A 22,518-nucleotide genomic window follows, 5' to 3' on the forward strand; every position below is an offset into this window, starting at 1 on the left:
TCTGATGGAAATGGAAGCCACGCAAGCACCTTAAAATCACCATCATACACTAAATCAGTAAGTTGGCAGCATTACCTTGATGTCCAGTCCCGTACTCTACGCGCCAGAGGGAAATTCACCTGGCGCGTATTTTTGTTCGCGGATTAGCTACGGCTGAGCACGCCGCGGCGATAGAGATTACGTTTAATGCGCGTTAAACCAGGTTTTGGCTTACGCGGTTCGTCCAGGCTTGCCAGGACAATCTCCAGCACACGCTCTGCGACATCGCGGTGACGTTGAGCCACTGCCAGCACCGGACACTGTAAGAAGTCGAGCAGTTCGTTATCGCCAAAGGTGGCAATTGCCAGGTCAGAAGGCAGTTTGCCGTCGCGACGCAGCGTGACATCCATCACTCCTTGCAACAACGCAAACGACGTTGTGAACAGCGCCTGCGGCATCGGATGCGTTTCCAGCCATTTTTCGAATAACTGGGCAGCCGCCTCCCGCTCATAGCTGTTGGCATACAGGAAATGCACTTCGCGCGGATCATCTTTCCAAGCAGTACGGAAACCTTGTTCACGCAGGAAGCTGACAGAAAGCTCCGGCAGCGCGCCAAGATAAAGCACCGTCTCGGCGGGAAACTTACGTAACTCTTCCGCCAGCATTTCGGCATCATCCTGATCGGCACCAACCACGCTGGTGAAATGTTCACGATCGAGGGCGCGGTCCAGCGCGACAATCGGGAACGGGTCGTTAGCCCAGCGTTGATAAAAAGGATGCTCAGGTGGCAACGACGTCGAAACAATAATGGCATCAACCTGACGCTGTAAAAGGTGCTCAATGCAGCGCATTTCGTTGTCTGGCTGATCTTCTGAGCAGGCAATCAGCAGTTGATAACCCCGTTGCCGCGCCTGGCGTTCAAGATAGTTAGCGATGCGGGTATAGCTGGTGTTCTCCAGATCGGGGATCACAAGACCAATAGAACGTGTGCGTCCAGCACGAAGCCCAGCTGCCACGGCGTTCGGGTGGTAATTGTGCTCACGCACCACAGCCATGACTTTTTCAACGGTTTTGTCGCTCACACGGTATTGCTTCGCTTTGCCGTTAATAACATAGCTTGCAGTGGTCCGCGACACTCCCGCCAGCCGAGCGATTTCATCCAGTTTCACAATTGCCCCTTGCGTAAAATGTAAAAACCATAGCCATTGTACTGGTATGGGTTAAATTCATTAACATCTAAGCGCAGAAAATTAACTGCGGCAACTGCTTTTATTCCAGGTTCCCACTGATTTCGCAAAAAAAGCCCAACGTGACATGTTGGGCTGCAAATTGCGCACTGAGATCATTCTCAACGCATTATTTTATCGCCGCGCGAAAGTCCGACCACACCAGAGCGAGCAACTTCCACAATTTTCGCCACATCGCGAATCGATGCTAAAAATGCATCAAGCTTATCGCTGGTGCCTGCTAATTGAACGGTATAAAGCGAGGGGGTGACATCGATAATTTGCCCACGGAATATTTCCGTATTACGTTTCACTTCGTCACGCCCGTAACCGCTGGCCTGAATTTTCACCAGCATGATTTCCCGCTCAACATGCGCGCCCTGCCCCAACTCACTCACGCGCAAGACATCGACCAGCTTGTGTAATTGCTTTTCGATCTGCTCAAGTACTTTTTCATCGCCCACGGTCTGGATGGTCATACGCGATAATGTCGGATCGTCGGTTGGCGCAACGGTCAGGCTTTCAATGTTGTAGCCTCGCTGGGAAAAAAGGCCAATCACGCGGGATAACGCGCCTGATTCATTTTCGAGTAAGACTGATAATATCCGGCGCATAATCAGGTTCTCTCCGTTTTGCTTAACCACATTTCATCCATTCCGCCCCCGCGAATCTGCATCGGGTAGACGTGCTCACTGCCATCGACGGTAACATCAACAAACACCAGGCGATTATTGCGCACCTGTTCCAGCGCCTCGCTAAGTTTGCTTTCCAGCTCATGCGGATGAGAGATCTGGATCCCGACGTGACCATAGGCTTCCGCCAGACGGACGAAATCGGGTAGTGATTGCATATAAGATTGTGAATGACGGCCGGAATAGATCATGTCCTGCCACTGTTTCACCATCCCCAGATAGCGGTTATTGAGATTCACCACCAGTACGGGCAACTCGTATTGCAACGCGGTAGACAGTTCCTGGATGTTCATCTGAATACTGCCGTCGCCAGTGACGCAAACCACGGTTTCTTCTGGCAACGCCATTTTGACGCCCAGTGCCGCAGGTAAACCAAAACCCATCGTGCCGAGACCGCCGGAATTGATCCAGCGACGCGGTTTGTCGAATGGATAATAAAGCGCAGCAAACATCTGGTGCTGCCCGACATCGGACGTCACGTAAGCGTCCCCATTAGTCAACCGCCAAAGAGTCTCGATCACCGCCTGCGGTTTAATCTTTTCACTGTGAGTGTCATATTTCAGGCACTGAAGAGCGCGCCACTGTTCAATCTGCTGCCACCAGTCGCGGATCTCATCCAGCGGTTGATGGGCGGATTCTTGCGACAGGAGTTCAAGCATTTGTTCGAGGACCTGGCGAGCATCCCCCACAATCGGGATATCCGCAGTCACGGTTTTAGAAATGGAAGTAGGATCAATATCGATATGCAGAACAGTGGCATTTGGGCAGTACTTTGCCAGATTGTTCGTCGTTCGGTCATCAAATCGTACCCCGACGGCGAAAATCACATCCGCGTTATGCATCGTCATATTGGCTTCGTAGGTACCGTGCATTCCCAGCATGCCCAGTGCCTGACGATGCGTTGCCGGAAACGCCCCCATTCCCATCAATGAGGAAACAACGGGCAGATTCAACGCCTCCACCGTTTCTTTCAACTGCTGATGGCAGCCCGCCATGATTGCCCCACCGCCTACGTAGACAACCGGTTTTTTTGCCGCTACCAGCGTTTGCAGAGCACGCTTAATTTGCCCTTTATGTCCGGTAGTAGTGGGATTGTAAGAACGCATACTGACCGACTCAGGGCAGACATAGGGTAATTTGTTCGCCGGATTAAGAATATCTTTCGGTAAATCAACGACCACTGGTCCTGGGCGACCACTTGCCGCCAGCCAGAAAGCCTTTTTCAGCACCTGCGGAATGTCTTCCGTTTGCTTAACCAGAAAACTGTGTTTAACCACCGGTCGCGAAATCCCCACCATGTCGCACTCCTGAAAGGCATCGTAACCTATCAACGAGGTCGCTACCTGCCCGGAAAGGACAACTAATGGAATGGAATCCATATAAGCGGTGGCGATGCCGGTAATCGCATTGGTCGCCCTTGGACCCGACGTTACCAGCACGACGCCGACTTCCCCGGTCGCACGCGCCAGGCCATCGGCCATATGCACCGCCGCCTGCTCATGACGAACTAATACATGATCAATACCACCCACGGTATGCAATGCATCGTAAATATCAAGGACTGCGCCTCCGGGATAACCGAATACTTGTTTAACGCCCTGATCGATAAGCGATCGGACGACCATCTCGGCTCCAGACAACATCTCCATGGCCTGCCTCACTGTTTGACGGAAAAAATGTGTAAAACACATTAACCGTCCGATCTTGCTTAAGCAATTGGCAGCCAGAGACATAAACGCAGGGTAATAAGAATAAACAGGAGGAAAGGTGAAAAGAAACGATAAAATCCTCCATTACGAAGGATTAAATTGATAATAAATCGGCTGAATCCCACAACTTACAGCAATTTCTCTATTTTTTTAATTAATCCTAAAATAGAGAGTCCACACATTCAGAATAAAATTCTACATTCAATAAAAAATGCAGAATAAACCAGACATTCATGTCTGGCCTATTCTGCATTCAGTTAGCGTTTGCAAATTGAGACTAATTGTTCTTCCATCCACTGATGGCCTTTATCGCGCCCGGCAGCTTCATGCCAAGAGAGATAACAGGTTCTGCTGTTTTGTTTTAACGGCAGCGGTAATACCTGTAATTCTAAGGATTCAGCGAACTCTTCAGCCAGCCAACGCGGCGCAATAGCGACCAAATGCGTTTGCGACACCACGCTAAGTACGCTCATCATTGCCATGCCCTGATACGCGATACTGGCTTGCTTATCTACCGTGTCATACCAAGGTTGACTAAATGACGCGAAACGATCGAGCGAAACCGCCGCATGTTGTTCGTTATAAACATCATGTTTCAGTAACGGGCCTTTAATTGTTGGATGATTTTTGCTGGCTACCAGCACCATTTCATCTTTAAATAATGGCACGCTGGTAAATTCAGGACGATGGAAGTCTTCATAACTAATCACAAACTCCGTTTCCTGATAACGCAGCTGATGTTCAGTGTTCTGATTTAATGAAGACTTGAACATAACATGTATATTTGGCGCAATCTGCTCAATGTGATTATAAATCTGCGAGGTCAGAATGCTGTCTAACGGGCTGCAAACACAAAGATGAAATACACGTTCACTGCTCGCGGGTTCAAAACCTGAACCAGGCAATTCATTTTGTACTAGTTGCAATGCCTGGCGAACTGAACCAAAAAGTTGAAATGCGCGAGCAGTCGGTTGAATACCACGGCCATAACGAACAAAAAGCTCGTCATTAAACATCACCTTCAGGCGTGCAACAGCGTTACTGACCGCAGGTTGCGACATACCCAGAACATGAGCGGCACGGGTAATGTTTTGCTCCTGCATCACGGCATCGAAAACGGTTAATAAGTTGAGATCGACCATGCGTAGCTGTGGCTTGCTTAACTCCGCCGTCTCTGAATGATCTGTTTGTACCTCTGGCATACTTAACTCCACTGTCACACTTAACTCCCTTTCCCTTATTGGAATGCAGAGAAATAATCCTGAAGAATATGATTTATCATGCATATAAAATAAGAAAAAGCAAAATGAGTAAAATTCGGAAAACATAAAGATACGGGTTCTGATAAAAACAGAATCCATTGCCGTGGAATGAGTCATTTACCACAGCATAATAATCCATAATGTTTTGTTGCGAAAACAATCTAATCATAACTACCGCGAATACTCAATCATCTACAAAATGGATTAAATGTGCTTATTTAATAATTAATTTATATATTTAATGCATTAATTCTTAACATTAATTGTTCAATAATATTCACCAAATCAATATCAAAAAAAATCGCAAAACATATAATTCAATACAAATCATCAGGATAGGTTTTGCAACGCGTGCATTTTGTCCCCTTTTTCCTCGTTGATTAGATGCAAAAATTTATGCTGAAATATGTCAACCGATGAAAAGCGTCGGTAGTTAAGCAGAAATTAATATCGCTTACTTTAACCACCGTAGCACAATTAGCTAATTTTACGGATGCAGAACTCACGCTGGCGGGACGTTTTTATTGCGTCAGGGTTGACATCCGTTTTTGTATCCAGTAACTCTAAAAGCATATCGCATTCATCTGGAGCTGATTTAATGACTCACATCGTTCGCTTTATCGGTCTACTACTACTAAACGCATCTTCTTTGCGCGGTAGACGAGTGAGCGGCATCCAGCATTAAGCCAGCACGCAGTCAAACAAAAAACCCGCGCCATTGCGCGGGTTTTTTTATGCCCGAAGCGAGGCGCTCTAAAAGAGACAAGGACCCAAACCATGAGCCAGCAAGTCATTATTTTCGATACCACATTGCGCGACGGTGAACAGGCGTTACAGGCAAGCTTGAGTGTGAAAGAAAAACTGCAAATTGCGCTGGCCCTTGAGCGTATGGGTGTTGACGTGATGGAAGTCGGTTTCCCCGTCTCTTCGCCGGGCGATTTTGAATCGGTGCAAACCATCGCCCGCCAGGTTAAAAACAGCCGCGTATGTGCGTTAGCTCGCTGCGTGGAAAAAGATATCGACGTGGCGGCCGAATCCCTGAAAGTCGCCGAAGCCTTCCGTATTCATACCTTTATTGCTACCTCCCCAATGCACATCGCCACCAAGCTGCGCAGCACCCTAGACGAGGTGATCGAACGCGCTATCTATATGGTGAAACGCGCCCGTAATTACACCGATGATGTTGAATTTTCTTGCGAAGATGCCGGGCGTACACCCATTGCCGATCTGGCGCGAGTGGTCGAAGCGGCGATTAATGCCGGTGCCACCACCATCAACATTCCGGACACCGTGGGCTACACCATGCCGTTTGAGTTCGCCGGAATCATCAGCGGCCTGTATGAACGCGTACCTAACATCGACAAAGCCATTATTTCCGTACATACCCACGACGATTTAGGCCTGGCGGTCGGCAACTCACTGGCGGCGGTACATGCCGGTGCACGCCAGGTGGAAGGTGCAATGAACGGGATCGGCGAGCGTGCCGGTAACTGTTCGCTGGAAGAAGTCATCATGGCGATTAAAGTTCGTAAGGATATTCTCAACGTCCACACCGCCATTAATCACCAAGAGATATGGCGCACCAGCCAGTTAGTTAGCCAGATTTGTAATATGCCGATCCCGGCAAACAAAGCCATTGTTGGCAGCGGCGCATTCGCTCACTCCTCCGGTATCCACCAGGATGGCGTGCTGAAAAACCGCGAAAACTACGAAATCATGACACCAGAATCTATTGGTCTGAACCAAATCCAGCTGAATCTGACCTCTCGTTCGGGGCGTGCGGCGGTGAAACATCGCATGGATGAGATGGGGTATAAAGAAAGTGAATATAATTTAGACAATTTGTACGATGCTTTCCTGAAGCTGGCGGACAAAAAAGGTCAGGTGTTTGATTACGATCTGGAGGCGCTGGCCTTCATCGGTAAGCAGCAAGAAGAGCCGGAGCATTTCCGTCTGGATTACTTCAGCGTGCAGTCTGGCTCTAACGATATCGCCACCGCCGCCGTCAAACTGGCCTGTGGCGAAGAAGTCAAAGCAGAAGCCGCCAACGGTAACGGTCCGGTCGATGCCGTCTATCAGGCAATTAACCGCATCACTGACTATAACGTCGAACTGGTGAAATACAGCCTGACCGCCAAAGGTCACGGTAAAGATGCGCTGGGTCAGGTGGATATTGTCACCAACTACAACGGTCGCCGCTTCCACGGCGTCGGCCTGGCCACCGATATTGTCGAGTCCTCCGCCAAAGCCATGGTGCACGTACTGAACAATATCTGGCGTGCCGCAGAAGTCGAAAAAGAGTTGCAACGCAAAACTCAACACAACGAAAACAACAAGGAAACCGTGTGATGTCGAAGAATTACCATATTGCCGTATTGCCGGGAGACGGTATTGGTCCGGAAGTGATGACCCAGGCGCTGAAAGTGCTGAATGCCGTGCGCAACCGCTTTGCGATGCGCATCACCACCAGCCATTACGATGTAGGCGGCGCAGCCATTGATAACCACGGGCAACCACTGCCGCCTGCGACGGTTGAAGGTTGTGAGCAAGCCGATGCCGTGCTGTTTGGCTCGGTAGGCGGCCCGAAGTGGGAACATTTACCACCAGACCAGCAACCAGAACGCGGCGCGCTGCTGCCGCTGCGTAAGCACTTCAAATTATTCAGCAACCTGCGCCCGGCAAAACTGTATCAGGGGCTGGAAGCATTCTGTCCGCTGCGTGCAGACATTGCCGCTAACGGCTTCGACATCCAGTGCGTGCGCGAACTGACCGGCGGCATCTATTTCGGTCAGCCAAAAGGCCGCGAAGGTAGCGGACAATATGAAAAAGCGTTTGATACCGAGGTGTATCACCGTTTTGAGATCGAGCGTATTGCCCGCATCGCGTTTGAATCTGCTCGTAAACGTCGCCACAAAGTCACCTCAATCGACAAAGCTAACGTGCTGCAATCCTCTATTTTATGGCGTGAAATCGTCAACGAGATCGCCACGGAATACCCGGATGTCGAACTGGCGCATATGTACATCGACAACGCCACCATGCAGCTGATTAAAGATCCATCACAGTTTGACGTTCTGCTGTGCTCCAACCTGTTTGGCGACATTCTGTCTGACGAGTGCGCAATGATCACTGGCTCGATGGGCATGTTGCCTTCCGCCAGCCTGAACGAGCAAGGTTTTGGACTGTATGAACCGGCGGGCGGCTCGGCACCAGATATCGCAGGCAAAAACATCGCCAACCCGATTGCACAAATCCTGTCGCTGGCACTGCTGCTGCGTTACAGCCTGGATGCCGATGATGCGGCTTCCGCCATTGAACGCGCCATTAACCGTGCATTAGAAGAAGGCATTCGCACCGGGGATTTAGCCCGTGGCGCTGCCGCCGTTAGTACCGATGAAATGGGCGATATCATTGCCCGCTATGTGGCAGAAGGGGTGTAATCATGGCTAAAACGTTATACGAAAAATTATTCGACGCTCACGTAGTGTACGAAGCCGAAAACGAAACCCCGCTGTTATATATCGACCGCCACCTGGTGCATGAAGTGACCTCACCGCAGGCGTTCGATGGTCTGCGCGCCCACGGTCGCCCGGTACGTCAGCCGGGCAAAACCTTCGCCACTATGGATCACAACGTCTCTACCCAGACCAAAGACATTAATGCCTGTGGTGAAATGGCGCGCATCCAGATGCAGGAGCTGATTAAAAACTGCAAAGAATTTGGCGTCGAGCTGTATGACCTGAATCACCCGTATCAGGGGATCGTCCACGTAATGGGGCCGGAACAGGGCGTCACCTTGCCGGGGATGACCATTGTCTGCGGCGACTCGCATACCGCCACCCACGGCGCGTTTGGCGCACTGGCCTTTGGTATCGGCACTTCCGAAGTTGAACACGTACTGGCAACACAAACCCTGAAACAGGGCCGTGCGAAGACCATGAAAATTGAAGTCCAGGGCAAAGCCGCGCCGGGCATTACCGCAAAAGATATCGTGCTGGCAATTATCGGTAAAACTGGCAGCGCAGGCGGCACCGGGCATGTGGTGGAGTTTTGCGGCGAAGCAATTCGTGATTTAAGCATGGAAGGTCGTATGACCCTGTGCAATATGGCGATCGAAATGGGCGCAAAAGCCGCTCTGGTTGCTCCTGACGAAACCACCTTTAACTATGTCAAAGGCCGTCTGCATGCGCCGAAAGGCAAAGATTTCGACGACGCCGTTGCCTACTGGAAAACCCTGCAAACCGACGAAGGCGCAACTTTCGATACCGTTGTCACTCTGCAAGCAGAAGAAATTTCACCGCAGGTCACCTGGGGCACCAATCCCGGCCAGGTGATTTCTGTGAACGACAATATTCCCGATCCGGCTTCGTTTGCCGATCCGGTTGAACGTGCGTCGGCAGAAAAAGCGCTGGCCTATATGGGGCTGAAACCGGGTATTCCGCTGACCGAAGTGGCTATCGACAAAGTGTTTATCGGTTCCTGTACCAACTCTCGCATTGAAGATTTACGCGCGGCAGCGGAGATCGCCAAAGGGCGAAAAGTCGCGCCAGGCGTGCAGGCACTGGTGGTTCCCGGCTCTGGCCCGGTAAAAGCCCAGGCGGAAGCGGAAGGTCTGGATAAAATATTTATTGAAGCCGGTTTTGAATGGCGCTTGCCTGGCTGCTCAATGTGTCTGGCGATGAACAACGACCGTCTGAATCCGGGCGAACGTTGTGCATCCACCAGCAACCGTAACTTTGAAGGCCGCCAGGGGCGCGGCGGGCGCACGCATCTGGTCAGCCCGGCAATGGCTGCCGCTGCTGCTGTGACCGGACATTTCGCCGACATTCGCAACATTAAATAAGGAGCACACCATGGCAGAGAAATTTATCAAACACACAGGCCTGGTGGTTCCGCTGGATGCCGCCAATGTCGATACCGATGCAATCATCCCGAAACAGTTTTTGCAGAAAGTGACCCGTACGGGTTTTGGCGCGCATCTGTTTAACGACTGGCGTTTTCTCGATGAAAAAGGCCAACAGCCAAACCCGGACTTCGTGCTGAACTTCCCGCAGTATCAGGGCGCTTCCATTTTGCTGGCACGAGAAAACTTCGGCTGTGGCTCCTCGCGTGAGCACGCGCCCTGGGCATTGACCGACTACGGTTTTAAAGTGGTGATTGCGCCGAGTTTTGCTGACATCTTCTACGGCAATAGCTTTAACAACCAGCTGCTGCCGGTGAAATTAAGCGATGCAGAAGTGGACGAACTGTTTGCGCTGGTGAAAGCCAATCCGGGGATCCATTTCGACGTGGATCTGGAAGCGCAAGAGGTGAAAGCGGGAGAGAAAACCTATCGCTTTACCATCGATGCCTTCCGCCGCCACTGCATGATGAATGGTCTGGACAGCATCGGCCTGACCCTGCAGCACGACGACGCTATTGCGTCTTATGAAGCAAAACAACCTGCGTTTATGAATTAGACCCCTTGCCCGGTCAAATGACCGGGCTTTCCGCTATCGTCCACGTCATCAAACGTCTTTAACCTTTGCGGTTAAAAATAATGCGACAACAGAAATAATCGCAATTACCCAGTAGACAGCAAAGTGCCCCCAACTTTGTGCAATTGCTCCCTGAATAACACCAGCCAGAATTACCCCGGTAGAGATAGTGTTGGTAAATAAGGTGGTAGCTGCCCCCGCTCTTCCAGGCATTAAATCCTGAAACCATAGCATCCCAATACCCGCAACAATGCCGATAAATACAGCGTTAAAAAGTTGCAGCGTCATCAACGCCATACGGCTATGAAAGAAAATCAATCCAGTGTAAAACAGCACTCCTGCCACCACTGCAATGACCATCATTCGCCGCTTACCATAACGTTTGACATAGTAGCCAGCCAGAATCATTGCTGGTATTTCCAGTCCAGCTGCCGTCCCCATCAGGAAACCCGCCAGTTTGTCTGGCAATCCTAAATCGCTACTGATCCACAATGGCATATCAATAATGTACATAGTGTTGCAGGTCCACATTAACGTCGAGGCGACAAATAACATCCGTACGTTACTATCCTGCCAGTCACCTTGCATTGATAAAGCATTTTCCGACGGCAGTTCTACCCGCGCCACAGACAGAAGCATAAATGCAATCAATACCAGACTGAGTGTGAATATCCCGGCGGCAATCGAAAACATCACTGTAAAGCCGTAATTCAACGCCAGCATAAAGGCCAGCGGTGGACCGATTACCCATGCCAGAGAAAGCTGCGCACGCATCACCGAGCTAAACATCACCACTTCTCGCGCCGAGTTATCCGCGTATTCCCGCGCCAGAGCAAATAACTGTGGCATTGCCGTATTGGCCAGAGATGCCAGAAGCACACCACAGGTGATAAGCGTCAGATAATGACGATTAAATGCAAACAGTAGCGCATTGCCAATAGCCATCAAACAGCAAAATATAATCAGTTTTCGCCGATCGCCCTGACTGTCAGAACGTTTTGCCAACCAGAGGCTTACGCCGATCCCAGCAATAGCATTCACCGTATAAAAGAGTCCGATCCAGAAAGGTTGCGCGCCAACCTCACGACTCAGAAATAAGCTCAATGTAGGAGCCTGTAGCGCCCCGGCCACCCCCATCATAAAAGCGACCAGCATAAATGCCGCGTAAACACCGTTCATACGGCGAGCCATCGTCATTATCCAGATCATACGTTCCCTTTTTAGCGCGGCGAGAATAAAAAAAACCAGCAGGTATAATCTGCTGGCGGGTGATTTTACACCAATACTCAGTCACACATGATGCAGGCAAGTCAACTTTCAGAATTGCGGTCATCCCACTGCATCAGTCCTTCAAGCATGGTTAATCGTTGTGGGACGCTTAACCAACGCAACCAGCACAACTTCGCTGTCGCGGTAAAATAGTGCTGATAAAACTGACGCATGGGGCACCTCCTTGCTTCATCGTTAGGAATTATTGACTTAATATAGGGAAAATAAAATTGCTGTCTTTTGCGCAGGAGTTCCCCTTTTATGCCATCTGCTCGTCTGCAACAACAGTTCATCCGCCTGTGGCAATGCTGCGAGGGTAAATCGCAGGACACAACGCTCAACGAACTGGCAGCGTTATTGAGCTGCTCGCGTCGTCATATGCGTACCCTGCTCAACACCATGCAGGATCGCGGCTGGCTGACGTGGGAAGCGGAAGTCGGGCGCGGTAAACGCTCGCGTCTGACATTCCTCTATACCGGGCTGGCGCTTCAGCAACAGCGGGCGGAAGACCTGCTGGAGCAGGATCGTATCGACCAACTAGTGCAGTTGGTTGGCGACAAAGCGACTGTGCGGCAAATGCTGGTTTCTCATCTGGGCCGCAGCTTCCGCCAGGGGCGGCACATCCTGCGCGTGCTCTACTATCGTCCGTTGCGTAATCTGCTACCTGGCAGCGCATTGCGCCGTTCCGAAACCCATATTGCCCGGCAAATCTTCAGTTCGCTAACGCGCATAAATGAGGAAAATGGGGAACTGGAAGCAGACATCGCCCACCACTGGCAGCAAATATCACCGCTTCACTGGCGTTTCTTTTTGCGTCCAGGAGTCCATTTTCATCATGGTCGTGAACTGGAAATGGACGACGTGATCGCCTCTTTAAAACGAATCAATACGCTGCCGCTCTATTCGCATATTACGGACATTGTGTCGCCGACGCCCTGGACGCTGGATATCCATCTCACGCAGCCGGACCGCTGGTTGCCGTTACTGCTGGGGCAAGTTCCGGCGATGATCCTGCCGTGCGAATGGGAAACCCTCAGTAACTTTGCCAGCCATCCTATTGGCACCGGTCCGTATGCGGTGATTCGCAACAGCACCAATCAACTGAAAATTCAGGCATTCGATGACTTCTTCGGTTACCGGGCATTAATCGACGAAGTTAACGTCTGGGTTCTGCCGGAAATTGCCGACGAGCCAGCCGGTGGTCTGATGCTAAAAGGTCCACAGGGCGAGAAAAAAGAGATTGAAAGCCGCCTGGAGGAAGGTTGCTACTATTTACTGTTCGACAGCCGCACCCATCGCGGGGCGAATCAGCAAGTCAGGGACTGGGTAAGCTATGTGCTTTCTCCAACTAATCTGGTCTATTTCGCTGAGGAACAGTACCAGCAACTGTGGTTCCCGGCTTATGGACTGCTCCCCCGTTGGCACCATGCCCGCACCATAAAGAGCGAAAAACCGGCTGGCCTGGAAAGCCTCACCCTGACCTTTTATCAGGATCACAGTGAGCATCGGGTGATTGCCGGGATCATGCAGCAGATTCTGGCAAGTCACCAGGTCACGCTGGAAATCAAAGAGATCAGCTACGATCAGTGGCATGAAGGAGAGATCGAGAGCGATATCTGGCTTAATAGCGCCAACTTTACGCTGCCGCTGGATTTTTCGCTGTTCGCGCACTTGTGCGAGGTGCCGCTGCTCCAACACTGTATTCCGATCGACTGGCAAGCCGACGCCGCCCGCTGGCGCAATGGCGAAATGAACCTGGCGAACTGGTGCCAGCAACTGGTCGCCAGTAAAGCAATGGTGCCGCTTATCCACCACTGGCTGATCATTCAGGGACAACGCAGTATGCGCGGCCTGCGTATGAATACCCTCGGCTGGTTCGATTTTAAATCAGCGTGGTTTGCGCCACCGGATCCATGATTGCTGGTAGATAACAAAATCACTACACTAACGCCGTTCTCAACGGGGTGCCACGCAAACGCGTGCGCTGAGAAAATACCCGTCGAACCTGATCCGGATAACGCCGGCGAAGGGATTTGAGGCTCCTTCTCAAGTCCTTTGCCACTCTTTTTTGAGGTGCAAAGTGTTAAAAAAATGTCTTCCCCTGCTGTTGCTGTGCACAGCGCCCGTTTTCGCTAAACCCGTTCTGACTGTTTATACCTACGATTCCTTCGCCGCCGACTGGGGGCCTGGTCCAAAGATCAAAAAAGCTTTTGAAGCCAACTGTAACTGCGAACTGAAACTGGTGGCGCTGGAAGATGGCGTTTCGCTTCTCAACCGTCTACGGATGGAAGGCAAAAATAGTAAAGCCGATGTGGTGCTGGGGCTGGATAACAATCTGTTAGACGCCGCCAGTAAAACCGGACTATTTGCCAAAAGCGGTGTGGCAGCGGATGCCGTTAACGTTCCCGGCGGCTGGAATAATGACACTTTCGTCCCGTTTGATTACGGCTATTTCGCCTTCGTCTATGACAAGAACAAACTGAAAAACCCGCCGCAAAGCCTGAAAGAATTGGTTGAGAGCGATCAGAACTGGCGGGTGATTTATCAGGATCCGCGTACCAGCACGCCGGGGCTGGGTCTGCTGTTGTGGATGCAAAAAGTCTATGGCGATGACGCCCCACAAGCCTGGCAAAAACTGGCGAAGAAAACCGTCACGGTCACCAAAGGCTGGAGCGAAGCCTACGGCCTGTTTTTAAAAGGTGAAAGCGATCTGGTACTGAGTTACACCACCTCTCCGGCTTATCACATTCTCGAAGAGAAAAAAGATAACTACGCCGCCGCGAACTTTAGCGAAGGTCACTATCTGCAGGTGGAAGTCGCCGCCCGCACCGCTGCCAGCAAGCAGCCGGAGCTGGCGCAAAAATTCCTCCAGTTTATGGTTTCTCCGGCTTTTCAGAATGCGATCCCAACCGGTAACTGGATGTATCCGGTGGCAAATGTCACGCTGCCTGCCGGGTTTGAACAATTGACCAAACCGGCCACCACGCTGGAGTTCACACCAGCTGAAGTGGCGGCACAACGTCAGGCATGGATTAGCGAATGGCAACGCGCCGTCAGCCGTTAATTCCCGGCTGGTTAATTCCAGGTGTAAGCGCCGCCACGCTGGTGGTAGCGGTTGCGCTCGCGGCGTTTCTCGCCCTGTGGTGGAACGCGCCGCAGGGTAACTGGGTGGCAGTCTGGCAGGACAGCTACCTGTGGCATGTGGTGCGCTTCTCCTTCTGGCAGGCGTTTCTCTCGGCGCTACTCTCTGTCGTACCCGCGATATTCCTCGCCCGCGCCCTCTATCGCAGGCGCTTTCCGGGTCGGCTGGCGCTGTTGCGTCTGTGCGCAATGACCTTGATCCTCCCGGTGCTAGTTGCTGTTTTCGGCATTCTTAGCGTCTATGGTCGTCAGGGCTGGCTGGCATCGCTCTGCCAATCGCTCGGTCTGGAGTGGACCTTTTCGCCCTACGGCCTGCAAGGCATTTTGCTGGCGCACGTATTTTTTAATCTGCCGATGGCGAGCCGCTTATTACTCCAGGCACTGGAAAACATTCCCGGCGAACAACGTCAGCTTGCCGCCCAGCTTGGGATGCGCGGCTGGCATTTTTTCCGCTTCGTCGAATGGCCGTGGCTACGGCGACAAATCCCGCCGGTTGCCGCGCTTATCTTTATGCTCTGTTTCGCCAGCTTCGCCACCGTGCTATCGCTGGGCGGCGGTCCGCAGGCAACCACTATCGAGCTGGCTATTTATCAGGCGCTGAGTTACGACTACGATCCTGCCCGCGCGGCGATGCTGGCGCTGCTCCAGATGGTGTGTTGCCTTGGGCTGGTGCTGTTGAGTCAGCGACTAAGTAAGGCCATTGCGCCCGGCACCACGCTGCTGCAAGGCTGGCGCGATCCGGACGATCGTCTGCATAGCCGCATTTGCGACACGGTGTTAATAGTGCTGGCGCTGCTGCTGTTGCTGCCACCGTTGCTGGCGGTGATCGTCGATGGGGTAAATCGCCAGTTGCCGGAAGTGCTGGCACAACCGGTGCTGTGGCAGGCGCTGTGGACCTCGTTGCGTATTGCGCTGGCGGCAGGTGTATTGTGCGTAGTGCTGACCATGATGCTGCTATGGAGCAGTCGCGAACTGCGGGCGCGGCAGAAAATGCTGGCGGGTCAGGCGCTGGAGATGAGCGGCATGTTGATCCTCGCCATGCCGGGGATTGTGCTGGCTACCGGCTTCTTTTTACTGCTCAACAACACTATCGGCCTGCCACAATCTGCTGACGGCATTGTGATTTTCACCAATGCGTTAATGGCGATCCCTTATGCGCTGAAAGTACTGGAAAACCCGATGCGCGATATCACCGCCCGCTACAGTATGTTGTGTCAGTCGCTGGGCATTGAAGGCTGGTCGCGCTTAAAAGTGGTCGAGCTGCGCGCCCTGAAACGTCCACTGGCGCAGGCGCTGGCTTTTGCCTGCGTGCTGTCGATTGGTGATTTTGGCGTAGTGGCGTTGTTCGGTAACGATGATTTCCGTACCCTGCCGTTTTATCTCTACCAGCAAATTGGCTCCTATCGCAGCCAGGACGGCGCGGTCACCGCGTTAATTCTGCTACTACTCTGTTTTCTGCTGTTTACCGTGATTGAAAAACTACCGGGGCGAAATGTTAAAACTGACTGATATCACCTGGCTTTATCACCATTTGCCGATGCGTTTTAGCTTAACGGTAGAACGCGGCGAGCAGGTGGCAATCCTCGGGCCAAGCGGCGCGGGTAAAAGTACCCTGCTGAATTTGATTGCCGGTTTTCTGACGCCAGCCAGCGGTTCGCTGACTATCGATGGTGTTGATCACACCACGACGCCGCCGTCACGCCGTCCGGTGTCGATGCTGTTTCAGGAGAACAACCTGTTCAGCCATCTGACGGTCGCGCAGAACATCGGGCTGGGGCTAAATCCGGGGTTGAAACTGAACGCGGCACAGCAGGAGAAAATGCACGCGATTGCCCGTCAGATGGGGATTGATAATTTAATGGCGCGGTTACCGGGCGAGCTTTCCGGCGGTCAGCGACAGCGCGTGGCGTTAGCGCGTTGTCTGGTGCGCGAACAGCCGATTTTATTGCTCGATGAACCGTTCTCTGCGCTCGATCCGGCGTTACGTCAGGAGATGCTGACGCTGGTGAGCACGAGCTGCCAGCAGCAAAAAATGACGCTATTGATGGTGTCGCACAGTGTGGAAGATGCGGCGCGGATCGCCACACGCTCGGTGGTGGTCGCCGACGGGCGCATCGCCTGGCAGGGTAAGACTGAAGAATTGTTGAGCGGTAAGGCGAGTGCTTCGGCAATATTGGGGATTACGGGTTAGTATGCACTGTCAGATGCGGCGTGAACACCTTATCCGACCTACGGACAGTGCGTTTTGTAGGCCTGATAAGACGCGGTCAGCGTCGCATGAGGCAACCCGCACAAGACAATCCCCTAAACCCCAACCACTTTACGCAAAATATCGATATACACCGGCATCAACGGGTGGCGAATTAACACCACCAGCGCCACCACGCCGATGGCAGAAATCAACGGCGTCAGCCACAACAAACGGCCGCGCGACAAATAATGACTTAAACGATCGGTTGCTTTACCGCTGCGCCATAACCGCCAGCACAGCCAGCCACCAACCCACAAAAATACCGCCGTCGCCAGCAGCAACCATTTAAACTCGCCGCTCTGCATTCCGGCTGGAATATCGATCGCCGCGCCCGCCAGAATCCCAGGCAGGAAGTAAAACGGTGGCCACAGCAGGCAGCCGATAATATTCGGCGTAATGAATTTTGCCACCGGCAGATCCAGCATTCCCGCCACCATTGGCACCAGCGGACGCGTCGGGCCAACAAAGCGACCGACCAGAATGGTGAACATGCTGTGTTGATGCAACGCATGTTCAGTTTTATCGAGTAATGCTTTGTTTTTCTTCAGAAATGACCAGCGATGCAACGGCTTTTTAAAACGCCAGCCCAGCCAGAAGGAGATCCAGTCGCCCAGCAGACAACCGACAATCCCTGCCAGCCAAGCGTGCCAGAAACTTAACTCGCCGCTGCCAATCAGCGCTCCCAGCCCCGCCATCAGCACCGTACCGGGTAGAATCAAACCGACCAGCGCCAGCGACTCCAGAAAGGCCACCAACACCACCGCCATCAATGAATACACGGTAGATTGGGTAATAAAGTGTTCCAGCAATGCTTGCATAATGTGCCTGTCAAATGGACGAAGCAGGGATTCTGCAAACCCTATGCTACTCCGTCAAGCCGTCAATTGTCTGATTCGTTACCAATTATGACAACTTGACGGCTACATCATTCACTTTTTCTTCACAACCGGCACGGAACTCGCTCGGGCTGGCCCCGGTGCATTTTTTAAATACCCGCGAGAAATAGAGTTGATCGTCAAAACCAACATTGCGACCGACGGTGGCGATAGGCATCCGGGTGGTGCTCAAAAGCAGCTTCGCCTGGCTGATACGTTGGTCCTCGCGCCAGCTTAAGACGCTAATCCCTAACTGCTGGCGGAAAAGATGTGACAGACGCGACGGCGACAAGCAAACATGCTGTGCGACGCTGGCGATATCAAAATTGCTGTCTGCCAGGTGATCGCTGATGTACTGACAAGCCTCGCGTACACGATTATCCATCGGTGGATGGAGCGACTCGTTAATCGCTTCCATGCGCCGCAGTAACAATTGCTCAAGCAGATTCATCGCCAGCAGCTCCGAATAGCGCCCTTCCCCTTGCCCGGCGTTAATGATTTGCCCAAACAGGTCGCTGAAATACGGCTGGTGCGCTTCATCCGGGCGAAAGAAACCCGTATTGGCAAATATTGACGGCCAGTTAAGCCATTCATGCCAGTAGGCGCGCGGACGAAAGTAAACCCACTGGTGATACCATTCGCGAGCCTCCGGATGACAACCGTAGTGATGAATCTCTCCTGGCGGGAACAGCAAAATATCACCCGGTCGGCAGACAAATTCTCGTCCCTGATTTTTCACCACCCCCTGACCGCGAATGGTGAGATTGAGAATATAACCTTTCATTCCCAGCGGTCGGTCGATAAAAAAATCGAGATAACCGTTGGCCTCAATCGGCGTTAAACCCGCCACCAGATGGGCATTAAACGAGTATCCCGGCAGCAGGGGATCATTTTGCGCTTCAGCCATACTTTTCATACTCCCGCCATTCAGAGAAGAAACCAATTGTCCATATTGCATCAGACATTGCCGTCACTGCGTCTTTTACTGGCTCTTCTCGCTAACCCAACCGGTAACCCCGCTTATTAAAAGCATTCTGTAACAAAGCAGGACCAAAGCCATGACAAAAACGCGTAACAAAAGTGTCTATAATCACGGCAGAAAAGTCCACATTGATTATTTGCACGGCGTCACACTTTGCTATGCCATAGCATTTTTATCCATAAGATTAGCGGATCCTACCTGACGCTTTTTATCGCAACTCTCTACTGTTTCTCCATACCCGTTTTTTTGGATGGAGTGAAACGATGGCGATTGCAATTGGCCTCGATTTTGGCAGTGATTCTGTGCGAGCTTTGGCGGTGGACTGCGCCAGCGGTGAAGAGATCGCCACCAGCGTAGAGTGGTATCCCCGTTGGCAAAAAGGGCAATTTTGTGATGCCCCGAATAACCAGTTCCGTCATCATCCGCGTGACTACATTGAGTCAATGGAAGCGGCACTGAAAACCGTGCTTGCAGAGCTTAGCGTCGAACAGCGCGCAGCTGTGGTCGGGATTGGCGTTGACAGTACCGGCTCGACGCCCGCACCGATTGATGCCGACGGTAACGTGCTGGCGCTGCGCCCGGAGTTTGCCGAAAACCCGAACGCGATGTTCGTATTGTGGAAAGACCACACTGCGGTTGAAGAAGCGGAAGAGATTACCCGTTTGTGCCACGCGCCGGGCAACGTTGACTACTCCCGCTATATTGGCGGTATTTATTCCAGCGAATGGTTCTGGGCAAAAATCCTGCATGTGACTCGCCAGGACAGCGCCGTGGCGCAATCTGCCGCATCGTGGATTGAGCTGTGCGACTGGGTGCCAGCTCTGCTTTCCGGTACCACCCGCCCGCAGGATATTCGTCGCGGACGTTGCAGCGCCGGGCATAAATCTCTGTGGCACGAAAGCTGGGGCGGCTTGCCGCCAGCCAGTTTCTTTGATGAGCTGGACCCGATCCTCAATCGCCATTTGCCTTCCCCGCTGTTCACTGACACCTGGACTGCCGATATTCCGGTGGGCACCTTATGCCCGGAATGGGCGCAGCGTCTCGGCCTGCCTGAAAGCGTGGTGATTTCCGGCGGCGCGTTTGACTGCCATATGGGCGCAGTTGGCGCAGGCGCACAGCCTAACGCACTGGTAAAAGTTATCGGTACTTCCACCTGCGACATTCTGATTGCCGACAAACAGAGCGTTGGCGAGCGGGCAGTTAAAGGTATTTGCGGTCAGGTTGATGGCAGCGTGGTGCCTGGATTTATCGGTCTGGAAGCAGGCCAATCGGCGTTTGGTGATATCTACGCCTGGTTTGGTCGCGTACTCGGCTGGCCGCTGGAACAGCTTGCCGCCCAGCATCCGGAACTGAAAGCGCAAATCAACGCCAGCCAGAAACAACTGCTTCCGGCGCTGACCGAAGCATGGGCCAAAAATCCGTCTCTGGATCACCTGCCGGTGGTGCTCGACTGGTTTAACGGTCGTCGCACGCCAAACGCTAACCAACGCCTGAAAGGGGTGATTACCGATCTTAACCTCGCTACCGACACTCCGCTGCTGTTCGGCGGTTTGATTGCTGCCACCGCCTTTGGCGCACGCGCAATCATGGAGTGCTTTACCGATCAGGGGATCGCCGTCAATAACGTGATGGCGCTGGGCGGCATCGCGCGGAAAAACCAGGTCATTATGCAGGCCTGCTGCGACGTGCTGAATCGCCCGCTGCAAATTGTTGCCTCTGACCAGTGCTGTGCGCTCGGTGCGGCGATTTTTGCTGCCGTCGCCGCGAAAGTGCACGCAGACATCCCATCAGCCCAGCAAAAAATGGCCAGTGCGGTAGAGAAAACCCTGCAACCGCGCAGCGAACAGGCACAACGCTTTGAACAGCTTTATCGCCGCTATCAGCAATGGGCGATGAGCGCCGAACAACACTATCTTCCAACTTCCGCCCCGGCACAGGCTGCCCAGGCCGTTGCGACTCTATAAGGACACGATAATGGCGATTTTTGATAATTATGAAGTGTGGTTTGTCATTGGCAGCCAGCATCTGTATGGCCCGGAAACCCTGCGTCAGGTCACCCAACATGCCGAGCACGTTGTTAATGCGCTGAATACGGAAGCGAAACTGCCCTACAAACTGGTGTTGAAACCGCTGGGCACCACGCCGGATGAAATCACCGCTATTTGCCGCGACGCGAATTACGACGATCGTTGCGCTGGTCTGGTGGTGTGGCTGCACACCTTCTCCCCGGCCAAAATGTGGATCAACGGCCTGACCATGCTCAACAAACCGTTGCTGCAATTCCACACCCAGTTCAACGCGGCGCTGCCGTGGGACAGTATCGATATGGACTTTATGAACCTGAACCAGACTGCACATGGCGGTCGCGAGTTCGGCTTCATTGGCGCGCGTATGCGTCAGCAACATGCCGTCGTTACCGGTCACTGGCAGGATAAACAAGCCCATGAGCGTATCGGCTCCTGGATGCGTCAGGCGGTCTCTAAACAGGATACCCGTCATCTGAAAGTCTGCCGATTTGGCGATAACATGCGTGAAGTGGCGGTCACCGATGGCGATAAAGTTGCCGCACAGATCAAGTTCGGTTTCTCCGTCAATACCTGGGCGGTTGGCTATCTGGTGCAGGTGGTGAACTCCATCAGCGACGGCGATGTTAACGCGCTGGTCGATGAGTACGAAAGCTGCTACACCATGACGCCTGCCACACAAATCCACGGCGAAAAACGACAGAACGTGCTGGAAGCGGCGCGTATTGAGCTGGGGATGAAGCGTTTCCTGGAACAAGGTGGCTTCCACGCGTTCACCACCACCTTTGAAGATTTGCACGGTCTGAAACAGCTTCCAGGTCTGCCCGTACAGCGTCTGATGCAGCAGGGTTACGGCTTTGCGGGCGAAGGCGACTGGAAAACCGCCGCCCTGCTTCGCATCATGAAGGTGATGTCAACCGGTCTGCAGGGCGGCACCTCCTTTATGGAGGACTACACCTATCACTTCGAGAAAGGTAATGACCTGGTGCTCGGCTCCCATATGCTGGAAGTCTGCCCGTCGATTGCCGTAGAAGAGAAACCGATCCTCGACGTTCAGCATCTCGGTATTGGTGGTAAGGACGATCCTGCCCGACTGATCTTCAATACCCAAACCGGTCCAGCGATTGTCGCCAGCCTGATTGATCTCGGCGATCGTTACCGTCTGCTGGTTAACTGTATCGACACGGTGAAAACACCGCACTCCCTGCCGAAACTGCCGGTGGCGAATGCACTGTGGAAAGCGCAACCGGATCTGCCAACTGCTTCCGAAGCGTGGATCCTCGCTGGTGGCGCGCACCATACCGTCTTCAGCCATGCGCTGAACCTCAACGATATGCGCCAGTTCGCCGAGATGCACGACATTGAAATCACGGTGATTGATAACGACACCCGCCTGCCAGCGTTTAAAGACGCACTGCGCTGGAACGAAGTGTATTACGGATTTCGTCGCTAAGTAGCCACATCAGGTATGTAACGCCTGATGCGACGCTGACGCGTCTTATCTGGCCTACACGCTGCGATTTTGTAGGCCGGATAAGCAAAGCGCATCCGGCATTCAACGCCTGATGCGACGCTGGCGCGTCTTATCAGGCCTACGCGCTGCGATTTTGTAGACCGGATAAGCGAAGCGC

21 protein-coding genes and 1 riboswitch are annotated in these 22,518 nt (G+C 52.7%); of the genes, 12 read left to right on the forward strand and 9 right to left on the reverse strand.

The window, feature by feature from the left end; translation table 11 throughout:
• Window positions 1-143: 143 nt before the first annotated feature.
• From cra to ilvI, 4 genes are all read right to left on the reverse strand, one after another.
• Window positions 144-1,148, reverse strand: coding sequence for a catabolite repressor/activator (gene cra, locus ABZJ92_RS03160; protein WP_000762401.1), 1,005 nt, complete (start codon window positions 1,146-1,148; stop codon window positions 144-146).
• Window positions 1,149-1,229: 81 nt separating this feature from the next.
• A complete protein-coding gene (locus ABZJ92_RS03165) occupies window positions 1,230-1,316 on the reverse strand; it encodes a fruR/shl operon leader peptide (protein ID WP_001303787.1) in 87 nt (28 codons plus the stop codon).
• 11 nt (window positions 1,317-1,327) lie between these two features.
• Window positions 1,328-1,819: an acetolactate synthase small subunit gene (gene ilvN / locus ABZJ92_RS03170; protein WP_001252744.1), complete on the reverse strand. Its 492-nt coding sequence runs from the start codon at window positions 1,817-1,819 to the stop codon at window positions 1,328-1,330.
• A gap of 2 nt (window positions 1,820-1,821) precedes the next feature.
• A complete protein-coding gene (gene ilvI, locus ABZJ92_RS03175) occupies window positions 1,822-3,546 on the reverse strand; it encodes an acetolactate synthase 3 large subunit (RefSeq protein ID WP_000425676.1) in 1,725 nt (574 codons plus the stop codon).
• A gap of 118 nt (window positions 3,547-3,664) precedes the next feature.
• On the opposite strand from ilvI, the gene ABZJ92_RS03180 reads away from it, so the two are divergent.
• The gene (locus tag ABZJ92_RS03180) at window positions 3,665-3,709 is read left to right on the forward strand and encodes a hypothetical protein (RefSeq protein ID WP_128566915.1); all 45 of its coding nucleotides are present in this window, start codon (window positions 3,665-3,667) and stop codon (window positions 3,707-3,709) included.
• A 154-nt stretch (window positions 3,710-3,863) separates the two neighbouring features.
• On the opposite strand, the gene leuO is transcribed toward ABZJ92_RS03180, so the two are convergent.
• Window positions 3,864-4,808 (reverse strand): transcriptional regulator LeuO, encoded by a 945-nt coding sequence (gene leuO / locus ABZJ92_RS03185; RefSeq protein ID WP_001297362.1) that lies wholly within the window; start codon window positions 4,806-4,808, stop codon window positions 3,864-3,866.
• A 658-nt stretch (window positions 4,809-5,466) separates the two neighbouring features.
• Here leuO and leuL point away from each other — a divergent pair.
• From leuL to leuD, 5 genes are all read left to right on the forward strand, one after another.
• Window positions 5,467-5,553: a leu operon leader peptide gene (gene leuL, locus ABZJ92_RS03190; protein ID WP_001300467.1), complete on the forward strand. Its 87-nt coding sequence runs from the start codon at window positions 5,467-5,469 to the stop codon at window positions 5,551-5,553.
• A gap of 92 nt (window positions 5,554-5,645) precedes the next feature.
• Window positions 5,646-7,217, forward strand: coding sequence for a 2-isopropylmalate synthase (gene leuA / locus ABZJ92_RS03195; protein WP_000082848.1), 1,572 nt, complete (start codon window positions 5,646-5,648; stop codon window positions 7,215-7,217).
• Window positions 7,217-8,308 (forward strand): 3-isopropylmalate dehydrogenase, encoded by a 1,092-nt coding sequence (gene leuB, locus ABZJ92_RS03200; RefSeq protein ID WP_000042384.1) that lies wholly within the window; start codon window positions 7,217-7,219, stop codon window positions 8,306-8,308. Before leuA ends, leuB begins: the two co-directional genes overlap by 1 nt.
• Before the next feature lie 2 nt (window positions 8,309-8,310).
• Window positions 8,311-9,711 (forward strand): 3-isopropylmalate dehydratase large subunit, encoded by a 1,401-nt coding sequence (leuC, locus tag ABZJ92_RS03205; protein WP_001140640.1) that lies wholly within the window; start codon window positions 8,311-8,313, stop codon window positions 9,709-9,711.
• Window positions 9,712-9,721: 10 nt separating this feature from the next.
• Complete coding sequence (gene leuD, locus ABZJ92_RS03210; protein ID WP_000818230.1) at window positions 9,722-10,327, forward strand: 3-isopropylmalate dehydratase small subunit; 606 nt, start codon at window positions 9,722-9,724, stop codon at window positions 10,325-10,327.
• Between the two features lie 48 nt (window positions 10,328-10,375).
• Here leuD and setA read toward each other — a convergent pair whose 3' ends face one another.
• Window positions 10,376-11,554 (reverse strand): sugar efflux transporter SetA, encoded by a 1,179-nt coding sequence (setA, locus tag ABZJ92_RS03215; RefSeq protein WP_000637838.1) that lies wholly within the window; start codon window positions 11,552-11,554, stop codon window positions 10,376-10,378.
• Window positions 11,555-11,655: 101 nt separating this feature from the next.
• Window positions 11,656-11,787 (reverse strand): glucose uptake inhibitor SgrT, encoded by a 132-nt coding sequence (sgrT, locus tag ABZJ92_RS03220; RefSeq protein WP_001248770.1) that lies wholly within the window; start codon window positions 11,785-11,787, stop codon window positions 11,656-11,658.
• An 88-nt stretch (window positions 11,788-11,875) separates the two neighbouring features.
• Between sgrT and sgrR the strand changes: the two genes are divergently transcribed.
• The 4 genes from sgrR to thiQ all read left to right on the forward strand — a co-directional run bounded on the left by sgrR (window position 11,876) and on the right by thiQ (window position 16,946).
• Window positions 11,876-13,531 carry a DNA-binding transcriptional regulator SgrR gene (gene sgrR, locus ABZJ92_RS03225; RefSeq protein ID WP_005053586.1) on the forward strand — a complete coding sequence of 552 codons (1,656 nt, stop codon included), beginning with the start codon at window positions 11,876-11,878 and terminating at the stop codon, window positions 13,529-13,531.
• 33 nt (window positions 13,532-13,564) lie between these two features.
• Window positions 13,565-13,664, forward strand: a riboswitch (TPP riboswitch).
• Window positions 13,665-13,694: 30 nt separating this feature from the next.
• Window positions 13,695-14,678 (forward strand): thiamine ABC transporter substrate binding subunit, encoded by a 984-nt coding sequence (thiB, locus tag ABZJ92_RS03230; RefSeq protein ID WP_005053588.1) that lies wholly within the window; start codon window positions 13,695-13,697, stop codon window positions 14,676-14,678.
• The gene (gene thiP, locus ABZJ92_RS03235; RefSeq protein ID WP_000235706.1) at window positions 14,654-16,264 is read left to right on the forward strand and encodes a thiamine/thiamine pyrophosphate ABC transporter permease ThiP; all 1,611 of its coding nucleotides are present in this window, start codon (window positions 14,654-14,656) and stop codon (window positions 16,262-16,264) included. Before thiB ends, thiP begins: the two co-directional genes overlap by 25 nt.
• On the forward strand, window positions 16,248-16,946 hold the full coding sequence (thiQ, locus tag ABZJ92_RS03240) for a thiamine ABC transporter ATP-binding protein ThiQ (RefSeq protein WP_000916288.1): 699 nt from the start codon (window positions 16,248-16,250) through the stop codon (window positions 16,944-16,946). The genes thiP and thiQ overlap by 17 nt, the downstream gene beginning before the upstream one ends.
• A gap of 113 nt (window positions 16,947-17,059) precedes the next feature.
• On the opposite strand, the gene ABZJ92_RS03245 is transcribed toward thiQ, so the two are convergent.
• Entirely contained in the window at window positions 17,060-17,824 is a 765-nt protein-coding gene (locus ABZJ92_RS03245; RefSeq protein WP_001148403.1) for a DedA family protein, read from the reverse strand.
• Window positions 17,825-17,909: 85 nt separating this feature from the next.
• A complete protein-coding gene (gene araC, locus ABZJ92_RS03250) occupies window positions 17,910-18,788 on the reverse strand; it encodes an arabinose operon transcriptional regulator AraC (protein ID WP_005053594.1) in 879 nt (292 codons plus the stop codon).
• 338 nt (window positions 18,789-19,126) lie between these two features.
• On the opposite strand from araC, the gene araB reads away from it, so the two are divergent.
• Together araB and araA are read left to right on the forward strand one after the other, a co-directional pair.
• Window positions 19,127-20,827: a ribulokinase gene (gene araB / locus ABZJ92_RS03255; protein ID WP_000951772.1), complete on the forward strand. Its 1,701-nt coding sequence runs from the start codon at window positions 19,127-19,129 to the stop codon at window positions 20,825-20,827.
• A gap of 10 nt (window positions 20,828-20,837) precedes the next feature.
• Window positions 20,838-22,340, forward strand: a complete 1,503-nt coding sequence (gene araA / locus ABZJ92_RS03260) for an L-arabinose isomerase (protein ID WP_000963947.1) — start codon at window positions 20,838-20,840, stop codon at window positions 22,338-22,340.
• Window positions 22,341-22,518: the final 178 nt, after the last annotated feature.

The sequence above is a fragment of the Shigella sp. FJ200513 genome (assembly GCF_040495915.1).
Classification (GTDB): Bacteria; Pseudomonadota; Gammaproteobacteria; order Enterobacterales; family Enterobacteriaceae; genus ECMA0423.

What these genes read in the sequence shown, in the direction of transcription:
- ilvN (WP_001252744.1), bottom strand. Translation starts at nt 1,819, where the DNA reads ATGCGCCGGATATTATCAGTCTTACTCGAAAATGAATCAGGCGCGTTA.
- ilvI (WP_000425676.1), bottom strand. Translation starts at nt 3,546, where the DNA reads ATGGAGATGTTGTCTGGAGCCGAGATGGTCGTCCGATCGCTTATCGAT.
- leuO (WP_001297362.1), bottom strand. Translation starts at nt 4,808, where the DNA reads ATGCCAGAGGTACAAACAGATCATTCAGAGACGGCGGAGTTAAGCAAG.
- leuL (WP_001300467.1), top strand. Translation starts at nt 5,467, where the DNA reads ATGACTCACATCGTTCGCTTTATCGGTCTACTACTACTAAACGCATCT.
- leuA (WP_000082848.1), top strand. Translation starts at nt 5,646, where the DNA reads ATGAGCCAGCAAGTCATTATTTTCGATACCACATTGCGCGACGGTGAA.
- leuB (WP_000042384.1), top strand. Translation starts at nt 7,217, where the DNA reads ATGTCGAAGAATTACCATATTGCCGTATTGCCGGGAGACGGTATTGGT.
- leuC (WP_001140640.1), top strand. Translation starts at nt 8,311, where the DNA reads ATGGCTAAAACGTTATACGAAAAATTATTCGACGCTCACGTAGTGTAC.
- leuD (WP_000818230.1), top strand. Translation starts at nt 9,722, where the DNA reads ATGGCAGAGAAATTTATCAAACACACAGGCCTGGTGGTTCCGCTGGAT.
- setA (WP_000637838.1), bottom strand. Translation starts at nt 11,554, where the DNA reads ATGATCTGGATAATGACGATGGCTCGCCGTATGAACGGTGTTTACGCG.
- sgrT (WP_001248770.1), bottom strand. Translation starts at nt 11,787, where the DNA reads ATGCGTCAGTTTTATCAGCACTATTTTACCGCGACAGCGAAGTTGTGC.
- sgrR (WP_005053586.1), top strand. Translation starts at nt 11,876, where the DNA reads ATGCCATCTGCTCGTCTGCAACAACAGTTCATCCGCCTGTGGCAATGC.
- thiP (WP_000235706.1), top strand. Translation starts at nt 14,654, where the DNA reads ATGGCAACGCGCCGTCAGCCGTTAATTCCCGGCTGGTTAATTCCAGGT.
- thiQ (WP_000916288.1), top strand. Translation starts at nt 16,248, where the DNA reads ATGTTAAAACTGACTGATATCACCTGGCTTTATCACCATTTGCCGATG.
- ABZJ92_RS03245 (WP_001148403.1), bottom strand. Translation starts at nt 17,824, where the DNA reads ATGCAAGCATTGCTGGAACACTTTATTACCCAATCTACCGTGTATTCA.
- araC (WP_005053594.1), bottom strand. Translation starts at nt 18,788, where the DNA reads ATGGCTGAAGCGCAAAATGATCCCCTGCTGCCGGGATACTCGTTTAAT.
- araB (WP_000951772.1), top strand. Translation starts at nt 19,127, where the DNA reads ATGGCGATTGCAATTGGCCTCGATTTTGGCAGTGATTCTGTGCGAGCT.
- araA (WP_000963947.1), top strand. Translation starts at nt 20,838, where the DNA reads ATGGCGATTTTTGATAATTATGAAGTGTGGTTTGTCATTGGCAGCCAG.